Source organism: Arthrobacter sp. Y3225116 (assembly GCF_059091245.1).
Map to the genome: position 1 here is coordinate 1 of NZ_JBNHGL010000315.1, position 2834 is coordinate 2834.

2 protein-coding genes are annotated in these 2834 nt (G+C 70.2%); one reads left to right on the plus strand and one right to left on the minus strand.

Annotated elements, in window-relative coordinates; all coding sequences use genetic code 11:
- Positions 1-226 precede the first annotated feature (226 nt).
- Entirely contained in the window at positions 227-1798 is a 1572-nt protein-coding gene (locus tag AC5RV2_RS16675) for an aminopeptidase P family protein (RefSeq protein WP_494093263.1), read from the minus strand.
- Between the two features lie 76 nt (positions 1799-1874).
- On the opposite strand from AC5RV2_RS16675, the gene AC5RV2_RS16680 reads away from it, so the two are divergent.
- The gene (locus AC5RV2_RS16680) at positions 1875-2738 is read left to right on the plus strand and encodes a PHP domain-containing protein (protein WP_494093264.1); all 864 of its coding nucleotides are present in this window, start codon (positions 1875-1877) and stop codon (positions 2736-2738) included.
- Positions 2739-2834 lie beyond the last annotated feature (96 nt).

Genomic DNA, 2834 nt, shown 5'->3' on the forward strand with positions numbered 1-2834 from the left:
CGCACGCCGGCCGGCGGGAGCCAACCGGGGGACGGCCACCGGGCCGAGGGGAACCGTGGCTCCTTCAACGACGACGACCGGCCCGGCACCTAGCCGCACGCCAGCAGCGCCCGCACCAGGCAAGGCCCGACCATGAACGGGCGCACCTTAAACGGAAGGGATCCGCCGTCGCAGACGGCGGATCCCTTCCTATGTGGCGTTGCTCCGGCGGCGGCCGCCGGGGGCGCTATTCCCCTGAGGTGCCGTAGATGCCGGCCATCCAGGACTCCACGTCCTCGGGCTTGCGCGGCAGGGCCGCCGACAGGTTCACGGGGCCGTCGGCGGTCATCAGGATGTCGTCCTCGATCCGCACCCCGATGCCGCGGTATTCGGCGGGGACGGCCAGGTCTTCGTCCTTGAAATAGAGGCCGGGCTCGATCGTGAACACCATGCCCGGGGTGAGCACGCCGTCCAGGTACAACTCGCGCTTCGCCTGCGCACAGTCATGGACGTCCAGGCCCAGGTGGTGGCTGGTGCCGTGCGGCATCCAGCGCCGGTGGTGCTGGCCCTCGGGGGAGAGCGCCTCGGCCAGGGGAACCGGCAACAGGCCCCACTCGTCCAGCCGCTCGGCGAGCACGGTCACGGCGGCGGTGTGGACGTCGCGGAACTTCACGCCCGGCTGGGCGGCGGCGAAACCGGCGTCGGCGGCATCGAGTACGGCCTGGTAAATCCTGCGCTGGACCTCCGTGAACGTGCCGTTAACCGGCAGGGTGCGGGTCACGTCCGCGGTGTACAGGGAGTCGGCTTCCACCCCCGCGTCCAGCAGCAGCAGGTCTCCGGCCTTCACCTGCCCGTTGTTGCGGATCCAGTGCAGGATGGTCGCGTTGTTGCCGCTGGCGGCGATGGTGTCGTAGCCCAGGTCGTTGCCTTCTTCGCGTGCCCGGGCAAAAAACGCGCCCTCCACCACGCGTTCGCCGCGCTCGTGCGTCAGCGCGCGAGGCAGCACCTTGACCACCTCATGGAAGCCGTTCACCGTGGCCTCCACGGCCTTCTTCATTTCCTGGACTTCCCACTCGTCCTTGAGCAGGCGCAGTTCGGACAGCGCTTCGGAGAGCTTGCCGTCGAGCCGGTCTGATTCCTCCAGGTCCACGCCGGTGTTGATCCGGGAGGTGTCCACGAGGGCGTCCACGTTCAGGTCGACCTCGCGCAGCAGCCGGATGCGCATGCCGCCCACGTGCACGACGCCGGCGTCCTTGGTGATGGCGACTTCGAGTTCGCCCAGGTCGGCGGTGGGCAGGCCCAGCCGGCGGCTCAGCTCCTCCAACGTCGGCCGGGGACCGATCCAAAACTCGCCGTACCGGGCGTTGGCGTAGAACTCGGCGGAATCCCGGCCGGACATGGGGCGGAAGTACAGCGTGGCCCGGTGGTGGCCGCCGTCGTCGCCCGCTCCCGCCTCGGTCGGTTCCATGACCAGCACGGCGTCCGGCTCATGGTCCAGGCCCAGGCCCGTGAGGTGGGCGAAGCCCGAATGCGGACGGAAGCGGTAGTCGGTGTCGTTGGAGCGGACCTTCAGCGGGCCGGCCGGAATGACCAGGCGCTCGCCGTGGAAATGCTCGGAAAGAGCCCGACGGCGGCGCGCGGCGTAGGGTGCGACGGCATCCTGCTCCGGTGCGGACGAGCCGGCCGGAGCCCAGTGGCTGCCCATGAACTCCTTGAAGGCATCCGATTCGGGGCGCTGGGAACGGTTGTTGACGCGGTCTTCCAGCGGCTGCTCCCCGGCAGGCTGCTGTGAGGCGTCCTCATTCTGGTAAGTACTCACCGCTCCATCGTCTCACCGGCCCAAGGCGCTGCCAACATCGGCGCCCGGCAGGGGGCTCCTGGCGTAAATTGGTTCTGTGAAGATCGACCTGCACGCGCATTCCACCGTTTCCGACGGCACCGAACCGCCCGCCGAGGTGGTGCGTGCCGCCGCAGCCGCCGGTCTTGACGTCGTGGCGCTGACCGACCATGACTCCACTGCGGGCTGGGAAGCGGCACGAACCGCCGCCGTCGAGGCAGGCCTGGGGTTTGTGCCCGGCATGGAGGTCACGTGCCGGACCGTGGAGGGCATCAGCGTGCATGTGCTCTCCTATCTGCACGATCCTGCCCACCCCGGCCTGCTGGCCGAAATCAACAAGGCCCGCGACGCGCGGATGACCCGGGCCGAACGGATGGTGGAACTGCTCGCCGAGGACTTCCCCATCTCGTGGGCGGAGGTCACGGCCCGGGCCGGGCACGGGGCGACCATCGGCCGGCCGCACATCGCCGACGCCTTGGTGGCGGCGGGGATCGTGTCTGACCGCAGCGAGGCCTTCGCCCGCATCCTGACCGCCCACTCGCGCTACTACGTGTCGCACTACGCGCCCGACCCGGCCACCGCCGTCGCCCTGGTGCGCGAGGCGGGGGGAGTGCCGGTCTTTGCCCATCCTGTGGCCAGCAGCCGGGGCCGGGTGGTCGGCCATGCCGTCGTCCGCGAGATGCTCGACGCGGGGCTGGCCGGCGTGGAGATCGATCACCGGGACAACCCGGAAGAGGGCAGGGAACAGCTGCGCCGGCTGGCCGCCAAGCACGATCTGATCGTCACCGGTTCCAGCGATTACCACGGCGCGGGCAAGCCGAACCGGCTGGGCGAAAACACCACCGACCCGGCCATGCTGGACCGCATCCTCGCCGCCGGGACGGGCGCTGCGGCGCACCTTCCCGGCCGCATCGCCCGGTGATTGGTCACGCCTTTGATATGCCGCCTGGTCCGGGTCAGGTCACGGGCTGTGCTGCCGCCGCCTCGCCGGCGCCGACCGCGACCTGCGCGCCCACGG